General features: G+C 74.0%; 13 protein-coding genes and 1 pseudogene. 10 read left to right on the top strand and 4 right to left on the bottom strand.

Annotated elements, in window-relative coordinates:
- Positions 1 to 39 precede the first annotated feature (39 nt).
- Positions 40 to 411, bottom strand: a complete 372-nt coding sequence (locus tag KLI87_RS03665; RefSeq protein WP_156220310.1) for a hypothetical protein — start codon at positions 409 to 411, stop codon at positions 40 to 42.
- A 316-nt stretch (positions 412 to 727) separates the two neighbouring features.
- Between KLI87_RS03665 and KLI87_RS03670 the strand changes: the two genes are divergently transcribed.
- From KLI87_RS03670 to mptB, 3 genes and pseudogenes are all read left to right on the top strand, one after another.
- Complete coding sequence (locus KLI87_RS03670) at positions 728 to 1,063, top strand: STAS domain-containing protein (RefSeq protein WP_214615818.1); 336 nt, start codon at positions 728 to 730, stop codon at positions 1,061 to 1,063.
- 138 nt (positions 1,064 to 1,201) lie between these two features.
- Positions 1,202 to 1,933 carry a glycosyltransferase family 2 protein gene (locus KLI87_RS03675; protein ID WP_214615819.1) on the top strand — a complete coding sequence of 244 codons (732 nt, stop codon included), beginning with the start codon at positions 1,202 to 1,204 and terminating at the stop codon, positions 1,931 to 1,933.
- A gap of 651 nt (positions 1,934 to 2,584) precedes the next feature.
- A pseudogene (mptB, locus tag KLI87_RS41810) lies at positions 2,585 to 2,995 on the top strand (polyprenol phosphomannose-dependent alpha 1,6 mannosyltransferase MptB); the annotation flags it as partial.
- Positions 2,996 to 3,653: 658 nt separating this feature from the next.
- Here mptB and KLI87_RS39710 read toward each other — a convergent pair.
- Positions 3,654 to 6,023 (bottom strand): hypothetical protein, encoded by a 2,370-nt coding sequence (locus tag KLI87_RS39710; protein WP_250903471.1) that lies wholly within the window; start codon positions 6,021 to 6,023, stop codon positions 3,654 to 3,656.
- 232 nt (positions 6,024 to 6,255) lie between these two features.
- On the opposite strand from KLI87_RS39710, the gene KLI87_RS03685 reads away from it, so the two are divergent.
- The 6 genes from KLI87_RS03685 (at position 6,256) to KLI87_RS03710 (ending at position 12,224) form a co-directional block, all read left to right on the top strand.
- Entirely contained in the window at positions 6,256 to 7,644 is a 1,389-nt protein-coding gene (locus tag KLI87_RS03685; protein ID WP_214615821.1) for a glycosyltransferase 87 family protein, read from the top strand.
- Complete coding sequence (locus KLI87_RS03690; protein WP_156220426.1) at positions 7,644 to 8,102, top strand: DUF4446 family protein; 459 nt, start codon at positions 7,644 to 7,646, stop codon at positions 8,100 to 8,102. Before KLI87_RS03685 ends, KLI87_RS03690 begins: the two co-directional genes overlap by 1 nt.
- An 89-nt stretch (positions 8,103 to 8,191) precedes the next feature.
- Complete coding sequence (gene pheA / locus KLI87_RS03695; RefSeq protein ID WP_214615822.1) at positions 8,192 to 9,121, top strand: prephenate dehydratase; 930 nt, start codon at positions 8,192 to 8,194, stop codon at positions 9,119 to 9,121.
- Between the two features lie 21 nt (positions 9,122 to 9,142).
- Entirely contained in the window at positions 9,143 to 9,949 is an 807-nt protein-coding gene (locus tag KLI87_RS03700; protein WP_214615823.1) for a class I SAM-dependent methyltransferase, read from the top strand.
- Positions 9,950 to 10,040: 91 nt separating this feature from the next.
- A complete protein-coding gene (gene serS / locus KLI87_RS03705; RefSeq protein WP_214615824.1) occupies positions 10,041 to 11,300 on the top strand; it encodes a serine--tRNA ligase in 1,260 nt (419 codons plus the stop codon).
- Positions 11,301 to 11,420: 120 nt separating this feature from the next.
- A complete protein-coding gene (locus KLI87_RS03710; protein WP_214615825.1) occupies positions 11,421 to 12,224 on the top strand; it encodes an HAD family hydrolase in 804 nt (267 codons plus the stop codon).
- Positions 12,225 to 12,274: 50 nt separating this feature from the next.
- Here the strand turns inward: KLI87_RS03710 and KLI87_RS03715 are convergent, their stop codons facing one another.
- Positions 12,275 to 12,811 carry a bacterial proteasome activator family protein gene (locus KLI87_RS03715; RefSeq protein ID WP_214615826.1) on the bottom strand — a complete coding sequence of 179 codons (537 nt, stop codon included), beginning with the start codon at positions 12,809 to 12,811 and terminating at the stop codon, positions 12,275 to 12,277.
- Positions 12,812 to 12,823: 12 nt separating this feature from the next.
- Entirely contained in the window at positions 12,824 to 13,780 is a 957-nt protein-coding gene (locus KLI87_RS03720) for an NAD(P)H-quinone oxidoreductase (protein ID WP_214615827.1), read from the bottom strand.
- Positions 13,781 to 13,936: 156 nt separating this feature from the next.
- Here KLI87_RS03720 and KLI87_RS39715 point away from each other — a divergent pair, with 156 nt between their 5' ends.
- A complete protein-coding gene (locus tag KLI87_RS39715) occupies positions 13,937 to 16,141 on the top strand; it encodes an AAA family ATPase (RefSeq protein ID WP_308165838.1) in 2,205 nt (734 codons plus the stop codon).

The following is a 16,141-nucleotide window of genomic DNA, read 5'->3' on the forward strand; positions in this document are numbered from 1 at the left end:
TGCCGGGTGCCGGGTGCCGGGTGCCGGGTGCCGGGTGGGCTAGGTGTCGAGCGCGTTGTCTATCGCGCGGAACGTGGGGCAGGGCCAGCGCCACATGCATGCGCGGCACCGCTGGATGGGGTTGTCGGGGTCGCTGGTGATGCCGCCCGACTCCTGGGGGCGGTGGAGTTCGAGGAGGCGGACGCCCAGATCGGCGAACGCGATGAGCTCGTCCCGCGCACCGGCGAGGAACGCGAGGTCCTCGCGGGCGAGCCGCGCCCGGACGGGGACGAACCCGTCCCGGTTCACCAGCCGGGTCAGGTAGCGCGTGGAGGCCCGCCAGGAGGTGGACTTCTCCGAGCGCGCGCGGATCGCCTCCAGGCGCTCGCGGAGGCGGGCCTGTCTGGGGTCGGTCGTCCGGTCGGCCTTCATGTGCGGCGCACCCCCTCAATGCCGCTGTCGCACGCGCCCAGCCTTCCCTACCGGAGCGTTCCGCGAGGGGGAACCACGCAGATCGGAGGGCAGGTCGTGAACGAGGCATGGCCGACCGCGAGCCGGAGGCGCCCCGACGGGCGCCCGAGGAACGCCGGACGGGACGTCTCGCGCGGCCGCAACCGCGACATCACCGAACGTAATACACAAAGCGTACGGCGCCGTCCTGGGGCGGCACGCCCCGGACACGCCCGCGCCACACGGGAGTTGGTGAACTGTCTGGCCCGCGCGGCTTCGGCGAGATAGTGTGCCGAACGTGGAGTTGAACGTCTCGACCGTGTCTCAGGGTGGTCACGCCGTCGTCACGGCGACGGGCGAGCTCGACCTGTACACCGCGCCCAGGTTGCAGGCGGCCCTCGCGGGCCTGCTGCGCGACCAGGTCAACCGCATCGTGGTCGACCTGAGCGGTGTCGAGTTCTGTGACTCGACCGGCATGAACGTGCTGCTTGCGGCCATGAAGCGCCTCAAGGAGCAGAGCGGCTCGCTCGAACTCGCGGCGCCGCGTCCGGCCGTCAAGCGGATCCTCCAGGTCACCGGGCTCGACACCGTCTTCACCGTGGTCGACGCCGCGCCGGCGCTGGACGCCGGCTGACCCGCCGACAACCGACCGGCGGCCCGCGGGGTGTCCCCGCGGGCCGTCGCGCTTCGTGCGCCACCGCCGCGGCGGCAAAGTTATCCACAGGTCGCCGTCCGTAGGGCGGTGGACGTCCGGGCGCACTACGATCACGGCATGCAGGACGTAGCGGTGATCATCCCGGCCAAGGACGAAGCCGACCGCGTGGCGGCCACCGTCAGGGCCGCGCGGGAACTGCCGGGCGCCGACCTGGTCGTGGTGGTCGACGACGGCTCCTCCGACGGCACCGCGGGCGCGGCGCGGCAGGCCGGCGCGCGGGTGGTCCGGCACGGCCGCAACCGCGGCAAGGGCGCGGCGATGGAGAGCGGCGCCGAGGCCGTCCGGCTGCTGGACGAGGGCCGCGACCTGCCCCGCCACCTGCTGTTCCTGGACGCCGACCTCGCCGACACCGCGGCCGAGGCGGCCCCGCTGGTCGAGCCGGTGCGCTCCGGCGACGCCGACATGACGATCGCCGCGTTCTCCTCGACGGTGAAGCTCGGCGGGCACGGGTTCGTCGTCCGGCTGTCCCGCGAGGGCATCAGGCGCGCGACCGGCTGGGAGGCCACCCAGCCCCTCAACGGCCAGCGCTGCCTGACCCGCGCCGCCTTCGACGCCGCGCTGCCGCTCGCCCCCGGCTTCGGCGTGGAGACCGCCCTCACCATCGACCTGCTCCGCAAGGGCTTCCGGGTGACCGAGGTGGAGGTGCCGCTCGCGCACCGCGCCACCGGCACCGACTGGCGCGCCCAGGTGCACCGCGCCCGCCAGTTCCGCGACGTGGCCCGCGCCCTCACCGTCCGCGAGCCCGCCATAGCGACCCAGTTGGCCCGCCTCCGAAATCACCGCCGATGACCCACCCCGCCCCCCGAGGCCCTGACACGGCGACCGCCGCCTCCAAGCCGCTCGCCCCCCAGGCGGCAGGTGCCCGTCGTGGGATGGACGCCGCCCGTAGGCCCCGGCACGCGCGCGGCCGCGTGGCTGAGCGGTGGGGCGCGACCGAGTGGTGGGTCGACGCCGGGGGCGGGCCTCGCCGGGAAGATCGCGAAGCGATTCCGCGCCCGCCGAAGGCGCGCTCACGTCCCGAGCCGCCAGGCGAGGGACGTGGGCCGGGGCTCCGCGAGCGCAGCGGGGGAGGCGGGGCGGCGCGTGCGGGTGGTTGAGAGGGTCGTCGAGGGTGTCACCGGTCAGCGTGCGGGTGGTGGGCGGGGTTCGCGGTTGGGCCGGGTGGGGCTCTGCGGCATCGGCGTGGCGCTGGTCTGCTTCTTCGTCGTGGGCCTGTTGGGGCCGTCCGCGTTCGAGCCGAGGCTGGCCGGGGCGGGCGGGGAGCCTCCCTATTCTCTGAGCGTTCATCCGTCGCCCTACCTCGTCGTCGGGCTCGTCGCGGCCGGCCTCGCCGTCGGCACGGCGGGGCTCGCGGCCTGTTTCGCCGCGGTGCGGCGCGGCTGGCGGATCAGGGCGTTTCCGCTGGTGGTCGCCGGGTTGCTGGCGGCGGTCGCGGTCACGATGCTGCCGCCCACCGGGTCCGCCGACCACCTGAACTACGCCTCCTACGGACGGATGGCGGCCACCGGCCACGACCCCTACACCACCAGCGCCGTCGACCTGCCCCGCGACCCGGTGGCGGGCGCGCCCGAGGAGTGGCGGTCCACGCCGTCGGTGTACGGGCCGATCACCACGGGATCCCAGGCGTTCGCGTCGTGGGTCGGCGGCGGGTCGGTGCGGCTGACGGTGTTCGTGCTGTCGGTCATCAACACGCTCGCTTTCGCGTTGACCGCCCTGATCCTCTACCGGACATCGCGCGGGGAGGAGCGGCGGCTGCGCACGGCGCTGCTGTGGACGTGCAACCCGCTCCTGCTGTTCCACCTGGTGGCGGGCGCGCACAACGACGTCCTCGCGATCGCGCCGATGGTCGCGGCGCTCGCCGTGTGCACCGGCCGGAGGCCGGGGCTCGGCCGGGCGCTCGCGGCGGGCGCGCTGGTCGGCGCCGGTGCGGCGATCAAGCTGCCGGCCGCGCTGGTCGGCGGCGGCCCGGTCTGGACGCTGCTCCGCGACGCCTGGACGACGCGGAGCCGCCGGGCGGCCGCGAGCCTCGCCGTCCTGCTCGGCGGCGCGGCGGCCGTCGCGGCGGTCGCCTACGCGCTCGCCGGGCCACACGCGTTCGACCAGGTCGGCAAGGCGAGCGACCGGGTCTCGCTCGCCACCCCCTGGCACCTCGTGGACGTCGCGTTCGGCCGGGGCGCCATCAAGGCCGGGTCGGTGGTGCTCGGCGTGCTCCTGTTCGTTCTCCTGCTGCGGGCGCTGCCCCGGGGCGAACCGGGCGAGCGGGGCGAATCGGGTGAGCAGGGCGAGCAGGACGACCGGCGCATCGCGGCGGCGCTCGTCCTGGCATGGCTGCTCGCCGCCCCCTACGAGCTGCCCTGGTACGACGGGTTCGGCTGGGCGCTGCTCGCGCTGCTGCCCTGGACGCGTTTCGACTGGGTGCTGCTCGCCCACACCGGCGCGCTCAGCCTCGCCTACCTGCCCGCCCGCGCACCCGAGGTGATCAGGCTGCCGGACGGCCTGTCCTGGCTGGTCACGGTCGTCCGGCCGGGGGTGGTCCCGTGGACGCTGCTCGCGGTTCTCGCGGCCTTGGCCGTCCTGTGCCTGCGTTCAGGTCGAGCTCCAGCGAGCGGATCCCCGCCGCGAGCATCAGGGGCATCAGCAGGCTGAACGTGACCGACAGGATCACCACGCCGGAGTCGTTCACCAGCGTCCCGACGACGCCGACCGTCAGCGCGCAGATCAGCGCCGGGCGCATCGTGAGGCTGTGCTCGTAGGCGCGGTGCAGCAGCGAGACCCGCCACCGGTTCGGCCGCGCCAGTACGAAGAACAGGCAGCCGAGCGCGGCGGCGAGCGGCAGCGTGAACGGCCAGTAGCCGACGCTGCCGACCATCGCGTCGAACTTGCGGGACACGACGTCCCACGCGTCGCCGTCCATGAGGTCCTGCCAGAAGCGGCCGAGGTGCGTCGGGTTGGAGCTGCGCGAGTTCACATAGGAGATGAGCAGCACGAGCGCGGCCCCGGCCAGGCCGAACAGGGCGAGCCTCGGCGGCGACACGCGCCGCCCGGTGACCATCATGCCGAGCATCGCGAACGCCGGGACGATCGCCAGGACGCCGCCGAAGTCGCTGCCCCAGGACGGCAGCCCGTCCACCGCGACCGCGACCACGCCGACCAGCGCGACGACGCCCGCCGCCGCGGCCTTCCCGTCCCGCCGGCGCGCGCTCCACCGCGTCGCGCCCCGGTCGGGCCGAGGCTGGTCCGCCGTCTCCGCGTCACCCTGTTCGGAGGGGTCCGCCGCCTCGGGCTCCGGCGATGTCCGTCCGGCCGCGCGGAGCGGGTACTCGGCCAGCCACGCGGCGGTCACCACCGCGGCCGCCGCGAACAGGGAGAACGCCTGGTTGCCGAAGCCGTAGAAGCGGCCCGCGACGAGCGCGGTGTAGCCCATCAGCGTGTTGAGCTGGAGCGCCGAGCCCGTCATCACGTCCAGCGCGAGGATGAGCGCGGTCAGCCCGGCGACGACCAGCCCGGGGGCCACCGACGACCGCCGCCACGGCCCGGCCAGCGACAGGCCCGCCATCAGCGCGGCGAAGCCCAGGACCGTGCAGACCAGCACCGGCGTCGGGTGCGGCGCCCGCCACCACGGCAGCAGCCCGGCCAGGAAGGACGCGCCGGGCGCGGCCGCCGCCAGCAGCGCGGTCACCCGCGTCCCGCCGAGGATCCGGGCCCGCGCGCGGGGGTCGCGGCCGAGGCGCCGCAGGGCGATCGCGGCGATCCCGTAGAGCGCGAGCTGCGTCGCGAACAGCACCCAGTAGAACGACGTCTGGACGTTCCGGATCGCCTGCGCCGCGAGGTCGTCGTCCGCGAGCGCGGCGACCCGGTCGGCGGTGGACGCGCCGGACCGGTCGTCCGTCCACCTGGACCCGACGGCCTCCTTGGGCCGCGGCAGCCCGAGCAGGTCCAGCGTCGTCGCGGTGAGGTCGGTCAGCGTGACCAGCCCCTGCTGGCGGGTGGCGCCCGAGGTGAGGAACCCCGGCGCGAAGCCGCCGCCCCGGGCGACGGCGACCCGTAGGTGGGGCCGGACGCCGGTGTCGGACAGCCCCGCGACCAGCACCGCCGTCCCGGCCGGGACGCTCGACAGCACCTGCCCGACGCGGCGGTCGACGGCGGCCGCGGCCGCCGCGCGCTCGCCGCGGCCGACCGGCACCTGGTCGCCGTGCGGGTCGACCCCGGCGTCGAGGTAGGCGCGGAACATCTCGTCCACGTCGACGGCGGTGATCGCGCAGCGCGACCAGTCGGCGGGGGCGGCCTTGTCCGGGGACGGGACGTACCGGTCGACGCGGCCCGAGCCGTCCCCCAGCCCGAACACCGCGCCGGGCCCTATCGCCGTCGTGCAGCCGCCCGCCGAGTGGACGGCGTCGCCGAGCAGCCCGACCTGCGCGTGGTAGGACGTCCCGGCGTTGTCGCTCTTGATCGCGGGCCAGCCGGGCGCCACCGCGCCGCCCGAGGGCGGCGGACCGGTCGGCGACGGCTCGCCCGACACGACCGGCGCCGAGGGCAGCGCGCAGTCGCCGTGCTGCAACCGCGCGCGCTGGCCGGCCGACAGCGTCAGCCAGCCGTCGGTGGGGCACGTGTTGACCTTGGTGGTGCGGACGCTGAGGCTCCCGCCCGCCCCCTGCGCGGTGAGGCCCCACAGCACCGGCGTCCGCGTCGGGCGCACGTCCTTCCACAGCAGTCCGGGGACCCCGATGACCACGACGCGCCCGTTGATCGTCGGCGGCGTCGCGCGACCCGTGGGGGTGCCTGAGGCCAGCGCCGGAGCGGTAAGCCCGCTGATGAGCCCGCAGACGAGCACCGAGACCGCAGCGAGGAACACCCCGATCGTCGTCCCCCGCGCAATCATGGCCCTCAGGCTACAAGAGGGTCACCTGACGGCGCCGGGCCTCCGCGAGGCCGCGGGCCGGGCGGCCCCGAGGCGGCCGCGGCGCCCGCGGCGACGTTCGGGAGGCGCGGCTCCGCAAGGGTTCGCGGATGCATATCCTTCAGGCTCGGGACGGGTCGGCCCACCCGGCGGGGGAGCCCTCGCGCGGGCCTCCGGCGGAGGTTCGATGTCCCGCTTAGTCCAGGATGAGGGCATGCGTGAAGTCAGTGGGGGACGCGGAACGGACGCTTCGCGGTCCGGGAGACGGTGGGGCACGCCGGCGGATCTGCTGATCCTGCTGGCCGGGATCGCCGTCGTCGCGGTGGCGGTGACCCCGGTCGTCTCGCACTGGCTCGGCAACCAGCCCGACCAGCGGCTCGTCGACCTGGAGGTCTACCGGGACGGCGGGCGCGCGCTGCTGCGCGGCGCGCCGCTGTACGACGTGCTGACGCAGCCGCCGCAGTTCCTGCCGTTCACCTATCCGCCGTTCGCGGCCGTGCTGGCGGTCCCGTTCACGCTGATGCCCTGGCGCGCGGCGCAGTGGACGTGGACGATCCTGCTCTACGTGGCGCTGGCGGTCTCCGTCCACTACGCCTTCCGCGACCTGATCCGCCGGACCGGACGCTGGGCGCCGCTCACCCTCGGCGTCCTGGTCGCCGCGATGGCCTGGCTCGACCCCGTCCGCGACCAGATCCGGTTCGGGCAGGTCGGGCTGTTCCTGCTGGCGCTGTGCCTGGCCGACTGCTGCACCCGCTCGACCCGCTGGCCGCGCGGCATGCTGGTCGGCATCGCGGTCGCGATCAAGCTGGTGCCGGGCGTCTTCCTGATCTACTTCCTGATCACCGGACGCCGGGACGCGGCGGCCAACGCGCTGTTCACGGCGGCGGCGGCCACGCTCGGCACGTTCGCGCTGCTGCCCTCCGACTCGGCCGACTACTGGTTCGGGGCCCTGCTCCAGGGCGGGGACCGCACCGGCGCCGTCGACGGCACCACCAACCAGGCGATCAACGGGATCGTCGCGCGGATCCTGCCCGAGGGCCCGGCACGGTCGCTGGTGTGGCTCGTCCTCGTCCTCGCGATGGCCTACTACGGGTTCAAGCTGGCCCGGCGCGCGACCTACGGCGCGGACGCCAAGGTCGGCTCCATCCCCGGGACCGGGCGCGTTTCCGGCACCGACCACCTCGCCGCCGCCGACCCGCTGGCCGGGGCGGACGCCTACAGCCTGCTGCTGGCGGGCGTCGCGATCACCGGGCTGCTGTCGGTACTGCTGTCTCCTGTGGGGTGGATCCACCATCTCGTCTGGATGATTGCGGTTGTGGGTGCTTTGGTGGGTGATGGGCGAGACACGCGAAGATGTCTATTCGCGGCCGCCGCCTGGACCTACTTCCTCTTCCCGCTGCCCTGGTGGGGGACGAAGCTCATCGGCCCGGACCACTCGCTTTTCTCGGTCTTCTGGGGCCGCGTCGTCCAGGACGCGTTCGGCGCCGCCGCGATCGCGATGGTCCTCCTGCTCGGGATCTGGCTCGTGAATCGCCTGCTCCACGCATCGGTGCGCGAGGATCCTTCGCAACCGGAGGTCGAGGTGGGTACGCTCGCCCCGTGATGCTTGTCGCGGTGGCCGTCGCCGGCCTGGTCGCCGGGGTGGCCGGACTGACGATCGCGGTCGTGGCCCACAACCGGGTGAACCAGGTCGTCGCCGAGTGCGGGGAAATGCTGAGGCGCCAGCTCCAGGTGGCCGACGGCTCGGTCGACGAGCGCGCCATGCGCGACCTCGCGATCGTGCACTACGACGCGCTCAAGGAGATGTCCGGGCACCGGTCGTTCTCGCTGGCCCTGCTCAACGCCGTCGGGGACGGCGTGGTCCTCAGCTCGATCAACGGGCGGACCGAGACGCGGACCTACGCCAAGGTCGTCCAGGAGGGCTACCCCGTCGAGATGCTCTCCCCCGAGGAGAACCAGGCACTGCGCGCGGCCCGGCTCGGCAAGGGCCCCGTCGTCTCGATGGACGACCCGCTCGCCGACTACGGCAACGGCGACCGCACCCCCTCCCGGAGCGTCTGAGCCACCTCCCTGGGTGCGGCGGCGCAGTAAACTCGGCAGTCCCAGTACCTTCTCCGCCGCACACCGGCTTCCACCGCCCGGGGGACCTCGTGACCGACGCCAGCAGGCCCGAACGCTTCGCCTATCTCGGCCCGCACGGCACGTTCACCGAGGCGGCGCTCCTGTCGATCCCGGACGCCGCCGGAGCCGAGCACATCCCCTACGCGACCGTGCCCGCCGTCCTGGACGCGCTCCGCCGCGGCGACGTCGACTCCGCCGTCGTCGCGCTGGAGAACTCCGTCGAGGGCTCGGTCCCCACCACGCTGGACGAGCTGGCCACCGGCGAGCCCCTCCAGATCGTCGGCGAGGTGCACCTGCCGGTCGCGTTCGCGCTGCTCGTGCGGCCGGGCACGGACCTGCGCGACATCAAGTCCGTCGCCTCGCATCCGATCGCGCAGCCGCAGTGCCGCCGCTGGCTCGCCACGAACGTCCCGGACGCGGAGTGGCACGCCGCCACCTCCAACGCCGAGGCCGCCCAGCACGTCGCCGACGGCCATTACGACGCGGCGCTCGCCGGGTCGTTCGCCGCCGCCCGCTACGGCCTGTCCGTCCTCGCGGAGGACATCCACGACGTCGCCGACGCCGTCACCCGCTTCGTCGCGCTGCGCCGCCCCTGCGCCCCGCCGCCCGCGACCGGCATGGACCGCACGACCGTCGTCGCCTTCCTCGGCGAGGACCACGTCGGCGCCCTGCTGGAGATCCTCACCGAGTTCTCCGTCCGGGGCATCAACCTGACGCTGATCCAGTCCCGCCCGACCGGCGCGGGCCTCGGCTCCTACCTCTTCTGGATGGACTTCGAGGGCCATGTCACCGACGCCCGCGTCGGCGAGGCGCTGATGGGCCTGCGGCGCGTCTGCGCGGACGTCCGGTACGTCGGCTCCTACCCGCGCGCCGACGAGGTCCGTCCCGAGATCCGCCGCGGCACCCACGACGACGACTTCACCGAGGCGGCCGCCTGGCTGGCGTCCATCCGCGGTTGACCCGGCGGCTACCCTGCCAGGGTGGCCAAGGACTTCGATCTTTTCGAGCGGGAACTGTGGGCCGGACGGGCGTCCGCGTACGAGCGGGGCTTCGCCCAGGTGACCCGTTACCTGGTCGGCCCGCTGCTGGACGCGGCGGGCGTCGCCGACGGGACGCGGCTGCTGGACGTCGGCACCGGTCCCGGTCTCGTGTCCGCGGCCGCTCTCGCGCGCGGCGCGAAGGTCTCGGCGATCGACGCCGACCCCGACATGATCTCGACCGCCCAGGGGAACGTTCCCGGCCTGGACGCGCGGCTGGCCGTCCTGCCCGACCTGCCGTTCGAGGACGGCACGTTCGACGCCGTCGCGGGCAACTTCGTGATCAACAATGTCGGCCGGCCCGGGGCGGTGCTGGCGGCGCTGCGCGCGGCGCTGCGCCCCGCCGGACGGATCGCGCTGAGCTGCTGGATGATGCCCGTGAGCGGCGGACTCGCGGTCGTCGCGGAGGCGACCGAGGCCGCCGGGGTGCCGTGGCCCGACGACGTTCCGCGCTCGCCGTTCCTCGACCACGGCGAGCCCGTCGCGTTCCGCCGCCTGATGGTGGAGGCCGGTTTCGCCGACGTGGCCGTCGAGGAGGTCACCTGGGAGCACGTCACCGACCCGGAGGAGTGGTGGGAGACCGGCGCGCTGGCGCGGGTCGGCACGACCGGCTTCATCGTCGGACGCCAGGACGCCGCGACCGTCCGCCGTATCAAGGCCGAGTACGACCGGATCATCGCCGGCTACGCGACGCCGGACGGGAAGGTCGCCCTGCCCGCGCACGCCCTGCTGGCCGCGGCCACCCGCTGACCTCCGCATCCCGCGCGGAGCGCGTCAAGCCCGCCGCGGAGCGCGGCAACCGGCGCGCGCACGGGGGGCCCGGGCCGGTAGCCTCGGGTCTGTGATTGACCTGCGAGCTCTTCGAGAGGATCCCGCGGTGCTGCGCGCCTCGCAGCGCGCCCGCGGTGAGGATGACGGCGTCGTCGACCGGCTGCTCGACCTGGACGGGAGGCGCCGCTCGGCGCTGTCCTCGTTCGAGCGGATGCGTTCCGAGCAGAAGAGTTTCGGCAAGTCGGTGTCCAAGGCGCAGGGCGACGAGCGGCAGGCGCTGCTCGTCCGCGCCAAGGAGCTGGCGCAGCAGGTGAAGGAGGCCGAGGCGGAGGCCGACCGGCTCGGCGCGGAGCTCGACGAGCTGCTGCGCGGCGTCCCCAACCTCATCGAGGAGGGCGCCCCTCCCGGCGGCGAGCAGGACTTCGTCGTGCTCGACACCGTCGGCGAGCCGCCCGCGTTCGACTTCGAGCCGAAGGACCACCTGGAGCTGGGCGAGGCGCTCGGCGCCATCGACATGGAACGCGGCGCGAAGGTGTCGGGCGCGCGGTTCTACTACCTGACCGGCGTCGGCGCGCGGCTCCAGCACGCGCTGCTGAACCTCGCCATGGAGCAGGCCATCGAGGCGGGCTTCGTCCCGATGTACCCGCCGGTGCTGGTGAAGCCGGAGTCGATGGAGGGCACCGGGTTCCTCGGCGCGCACGCCGCCGAGGTGTACCAGCTCCGCCAGGAGGACCTGTACCTCGTCGGCACGTCCGAGGTGCCGCTGGCCGCCTACCACATGGACGAGATCCTCGACGAGCTGCCGCGGCGGTACGTGGCGTGGTCGTCCTGCTTCCGCCGCGAGGCCGGGTCCTACGGCAAGGACACGCGCGGCATCATCCGCGTCCACCAGTTCGACAAGGTGGAGATGTTCTCCTACTGCGACCCGGCCGACGCCCACGCCGAGCACCTGCGGCTGCTGGAGTGGGAGCGGGAGATGCTGGCGAAGGTCGAGCTGCCCTACCGGGTGATCGACGTCGCGGCGGGCGACCTCGGCGCCAGCGCGGCGCGCAAGTACGACTGCGAGGCGTGGGTGCCGACGCAGAACACCTACCGCGAGGTCACCTCGACGTCCAACTGCACCGAGTTCCAGGCGCGGCGGCTCGCGGTGCGGCACCGCGACGCCGACGGCAAGAACCAGCCGGTCGCGACGCTGAACGGGACGCTGGCCACCACCCGGTGGATGGTCGCGATCCTGGAGAACCACCAGCGGGCGGACGGGTCGGTCCACGTCCCCGAGGCGCTCCGCAAGTTCATCGGGCTGGACGTGCTGGAGCCCGTCAAGCGCTGAGGCCCGCGCGAAGCCCGCCTCCGGCAGGGGGCGGGCTTTCGCCGTTCGCAAGGGCCGGGGCCGCGGCTGTGAGCTGGACGGCGTCGCCTAGGGTGTGTCCCATCCGCACTGGAAGGTGACATGACCGAGATTTCGCCCCGTGTGATCGCCACCGACCTCGACGGCACGATCGTGCGCACCGACGGGACGATCTCCGCCCGCACCGTCGCCGCCCTCGCCCGCGTCGAGCGCGCGGGCCGGATGCTCGTCATGGTCACCGGCCGGCCGCCGCGCTGGATGACCGACATCGCCGCCGCCGTCGGCCACCGCGGCGTCGCGATCTGCGCCAACGGCGCCGTCGTCTACGACCTGCACAACGAGTCCGTGGTCCGCGCGCACGTGATCGAGCCGGATGTGCTCGCCGAGACCGTCGGGCGGCTCCGCATGATCTCGCCCGAGCTGAGGTTCGCCGTCGAGTACCCGCACGGGTTCGTGTTCGAGCGGCACTACGACCTCGGCGGCTGGGACGCCGAGGGCTTCGGCGGGCGCCCCGTCGACGAGGAGGAGCTGGTCGCCCGCGGCGGCACCAAGCTGCTGGCCTTCCACCCCAGCGCCGACCCCGACCCGCTCGCGGAGAAGGCCCTCCAGGCGGTCGGCGACCTCGTCACGGTGACCCACTCGTCCGGGCGCGGGCTGCTGGAGATGAGCGCGCACGGCGTCACCAAGGCGAGCGCGCTGGCGGAGCTGTGCGGGGAGCACGGCATCCCGTCCGGGGACGTCGTCGCGTTCGGCGACATGCCCAACGACCTGCCGATGCTCACCTGGGCGGGCACCTCCTACGGGGTCGCCAACGCGCATCCGCTGGTGCTCGCGGCGGCCACGCACACCACGTCCCGCAACGACGACGACGGGGTCGCCGAGGTGCTCGAACGCCTCTTCCCGTGACGGCGGCCGTGCCCTGAGGCACGGCCGCGCGGTCGACAGGGCTACAGGGGCTACAGGTAGGGGCCGGACGAGTGGCGCGGACCAGGCTGCTCGTCCTCGGGCGGGACCATGCCCGCCGGAAGCGCCCGGCGCATCTGCTCAAGCTGCGCGCGCGCCGCCATCTGCTGGGCGAACAACGTCGTCTGGATGCCGTGGAACAGGCCCTCCAGCCAGCCGACGAGCTGCGCCTGCGCGATCCGCAGCTCCGACTCGCTCGGGATCGTCCCCTCGGTGAACGGCAGCGACAGCCGCTCCAGCTCCTCGACGAGCTCGGGGGCGAGGCCGTCCTCCAGCTCCGCGATCGACGACTTGTGGATCTCGCGCAGCCGGGCGCGGGACGCCTCGTCCAGCGGGGCGGCCTTGACCTCCTCCAGGAGCTGCCGGATCATCCCGCCGATCCGCATCACCTTCGCGGGCTGCTCGACCATCTCGGTGACCGACTTGCCCTCGGATCCGCCGTCACCGGTGCCCTCCATGGCGATGCCGCCCGGGCCGACGATGAGAACCTGCGGTTCCTGGTCAGACTGGTTCTTCGAAGGCTCGTTCATATCCCCTCATCCTCACACGGTCAGCAGGATCTTGCCGACATGTCCGCTGCGTTCGAGCAGCGTGTGCGCGTGCGCCGCGTCCGCCATCGGCACCTCCCGGTCGATCACCGGACGCACGTCGCCCGCCTCCAGCAGCGGCCACAGATACGCCCGGACCGCGGCCACGATCTCCGCCTTCTCCTCCGCCGGACGCGCCCGCAGGCTGGTCGCGTGGACGAGGGCCCGCTTGGTCAGCAGCCTCCCGAGGTCCAGCTCCGCCCGCGCGCCGCCCTGGAGGCCGATGACCATCAGCCGTCCGCCGGTGGCGAGGGCCTCCACGTTCCGGGCGAGGTACTTGGCGCCGATCAGGTCCAGGATCACATCGAAGGGCCCGCTCTCGACGAAGTCGTCCTCGCGGTAGTTAACGACGACGTCCGCGCCGAGTTCCAGGCAGCGCTCCGCCTTCTCCGCGCTGCCGACCGTGCACGTCACGTGCGCGCCGCGCGCCTTGGCGGCCTGGATCGCCAGCGTGCCGATCCCGCTGCCGCCGCCGTGCACGAGGAGCCGCTCCCCGGCCGACAGCCCGCCGAGCATGAAGACGTTCGACCACACCGTGCACGCCACCTCCGGCAGCCCGGCGGCCTCGACGAGGCCCACCCCGCGCGGCACCGGGAGCACCTGCGAGGCGGGCACGGCCACCCGTTCGGCGTACCCTCCCCCGGACAGCAGCGCGCACACCTCGTCCCCGGCCCGCCAGTCCGTCACGCCGAGGCCGACCTCGGCGATCCGTCCGGACACCTCAAGGCCCGGATAGGGCGGGGCGCCCTCCGGCGGGGGATAGAAGCCCTTGCGCTGCATGACATCGGCGCGGTTGACGGCGCTCGCCGCCACCTCGATCAGCACCTCGCCTGGTTTCGGCGCCGGGTCGGGGACGTCCGTCCACTCCAGGACCTCGGGGTCCCCCGGCTCGCGGATCACGATCGCACGCATACGTGCACGCTACCGGCCGTGCCGTCCGTGCCCGTTCTCTGGGCAATGTGGATCTACGCGAGGGATGCGTGGTATTGGCGCACCGGTAAGCTGCAAAGGGGCCGTTTTGCCTACCTGCTCCGCAAGTGATCGTCGATGAGTGCCGAGGGAGAAACGGTGGCAAGGAACGAGCACGACGGGCGTTCCCTGGAGGAGCGGCTGGCCTCGCTGGACGCGATGAGCGACGACCCGCCCGGCCAGGCCGAACCGCCCGCGACTCCGCCCGCCGCCCCGCCCGCCGCCCCGTCCGCCACTGAAAGCGAGACCGTCGCGGACCCGCCCGCCGAGCCCGCCGAGCACGACAACCCGTGGCTCGCCGCCCCGCCGCCCTTCCAGGGGCCTCCCGAGAGCTTCGGCCCGCCGCAGGGGCCGCCGCCGGAGGGTCCGCCGCCGCTGGGCGCGCCCACTCCCGAGCAGGCCATGCCGCCGGCGTTCCCCGGCGTCCCGGCGCCCCCGCCCTTCGAGGACGGGCCGCCCTTCGAGGGCGGGCCCGCTCCGCAGCCCTTCGACCCGAGCATGCTCCCCCCACCGCCCGCCGGATTCCAGGGGCCGCCGCCTCCCGGTGACCCCTCGATCCAGCCTCGGCCGCCGTGGGAGGTCGCGCCGCCGCCGCCCGCCGACGCGCCCGGCGAGGGCGCGCCCCCGCTGGACCAGCTCCCGCCCTACCGGTCCGACCAGTTCGTCGTCCCGGACCCGAACGCCCCCGTCCCGCCGCAGTACCCGCAGATGGACCCGGCCGCCGGGCAGCAGCAGTTCGCCCCCGACCCGAACGCTCCCGTCCCGCCGAACCACCTCCCGAACCAACCCCCGAACCAACCCCCGAACCACCCCCCGGGCCACCCGCCGGTCGACCCGAACACCGGCCGGCCCTACGCCGACCCGTCCATGGGCGCCCCGCCGCAGTTCCCGCCGGCCGACCCCACCATGGGCCAGCCGTACCCGCCGGACCCGAACGCGGGTGTTCCCCCGCAGTTCCAGCAGGATCCGCATGCGAGCCAGCCGTACCAGCAGGATCCGAACGCAAGCGTCCCGCCGCAGTTTCCGCAGGTGGATCCCAACGCCGGGCAGCCGTACCCGCAGGGCCCCAACGCGCCTCTCCCGCCGAACTACCCCACGGTCGACCCGAACACGGGCCAGCCCTACGCGCCCGACCCGAACGCGATGGGGCAGCAGGGGCAGCAGGCTTACGCCTACGACCCCAACACCGGGCAGCCCTACCCCCAGGGGCAGCAGGGTTACGCCTACGGGCCGCCGCAGGGCTCGCCCCAGGGCCAACCCCCGGGGCCGCCCCCGCAGGGCCCGCACGGCGCGTACCAGCAGATGCCCGCCCCGCCGCAGCAGGGCTACCCGGCACAGCAACAACAGCAGCAGCCACAGGGCCCGCACGACGCGGAGAGCCTCAGCTCCGAGAACCTCCTGGGCGAGCGGCGGATCGCGCCGTCATCGGGCTGGCGGCGGGCCGTCTACAAGGCGACGGCGGGCGGCATCCACCCGGGCGAGTCCCAGGGCGACCTGCGCCGCAAGGACCTCGTCGCCCGCGCGCGGACGACCGTCGCGGGCGGCCACCACCGGGTCGCGGTCATGTCGCTGAAGGGCGGCGTGGGCAAGACCACCACGACGACCGGGCTCGGCTCGATGCTCGGCACCTACCGGGGCGACCGCGTCATCGCCGTGGACGCCAACCCCGACCGCGGCACGCTGTCGGACAAGGTGAAGCTGGAGACGGCCGCGACCGTCCGGGACCTGCTGAACAACCGCGACAAGATCACCCGCTACGCCGACGTGCGGAACTTCACCTCGCAGAACATCGCGCGGCTGGAGGTGCTCGCCTCCGACCGCGACCCGGCGGTCAGCGAGGCGTTCAGCGCCGAGGACTACGCCGCGGTCGCCGTCGTCCTGGAGCAGTACTACTCGATCTGCATCACCGACTGCGGGACGGGTCTGCTGCACTCGGCGATGGCGGGCGTGCTCAGCCTGGCCGACCAGCTCGTCCTCGTCAGCTCCCCGTCGGTGGACGGCGCGCGGTCCGCCAGCGCGACGCTCGACTGGCTGGAGGCGCACGACCACGGCCACCTCGTCCGCAACGGCGTGGTGGTGCTGTCGATGGTCCGCAACAGGACGCGCAGCCAGGTCGACCTGGACAAGCTCCAGGCCCACTTCGAGAGCCGCTGCCGCGCGGTCGTCCGCATCCCCTACGACGACCACCTGGAGGAAGGCGCCGAGGTGGAGCTGGAGCAGCTCGCCCCCGCGACGCGCGAGGCGTACCTGAACCTGGCGGCCGTGGTCGGCGACGGGTTCGCGTTCCCGCGTCCCGAGCGGTGA

The sequence above is a fragment of the Actinomadura sp. NEAU-AAG7 genome, from assembly GCF_018603865.1.
Classification (GTDB): Bacteria; Actinomycetota; Actinomycetes; order Streptosporangiales; family Streptosporangiaceae; genus Spirillospora; species Spirillospora litoris.